This window comes from Streptomyces sp. SID13666, assembly GCF_010548325.1.
Classification (GTDB): Bacteria; Actinomycetota; Actinomycetes; order Streptomycetales; family Streptomycetaceae; genus Actinacidiphila; species Actinacidiphila fildesensis.
Genome location: NZ_JAAGLX010000152.1, coordinates 1 through 679, shown reverse-complemented (window position 1 = coordinate 679; position 679 = coordinate 1). Strand labels below are relative to the sequence as shown.

Annotated in this window: 1 protein-coding gene; it reads right to left on the bottom strand. The window is 73.9% G+C overall.

Annotation, left to right across the window (positions count from 1 at the left end; translation table 11 throughout):
• The coding region (locus tag G3I60_RS43840) for a hypothetical protein (RefSeq protein WP_164608565.1) at nucleotides 1–679 on the bottom strand (679 nt) is incomplete at both ends.

Genomic DNA, 679 nt, shown 5'->3' with positions numbered 1-679 from the left:
TTGCCCTTTTCGGCCCACTCCGGCACGACCGTCTCGGTGGTGGTCCCGCCCGGCCCGTTCGTCATCCGGCGCACGCTGCGCCAGTCGACCCCCTCCGGCGCGGGTGTGTCGCTCCAGTAGACGCCTTGGACGTTCTGCCCCTGCCAGAGCAGACCGGCCGGGCCGAACGCGCCGGTCTGCTCCAGGTGGTAGGCGGCGAGCAGGTCGCGGTCGGTGACGTCCAGGCCCTCGGCGAGGGCCTTGGCGGTGAGGGACCAGAGCTGCCGCTGCTTCGGCAGGTCCCACGGGTCCGTGTCGGGCAGATGGAGCACACCGCGGCCGTGCGCCTCCCGGTCCGCCGGGGGCAACTCGTTGAACAGCAGCTTCGCCGCCCGGACCATCGCCCACATGGTGGACGCCACCTGCCGCGGGCTCGGTGCCACCCCGGGGGGCAGCCCCTGGACGCTGCGCAGGATGGCCTCGCCCGACGTGGCGAGCTCGTTGAGCGTCGCCATCAGCGCGGGCGCCGGCACCTCGGTGCTGAGCTCCGCGTCGGGGTCCTCGGCGATCCGCTCCCGGGCGAAGTCGAGGAGGGCCTCGTGGGCGGCGGCGGTGTCGGCGGTCCCCCCGCCGTGCTGCTGGGCGTAGAAGGACACCATGTCCTTGCGGAGCGGGGTGACCCCGCTGAGCGCCGGATCGT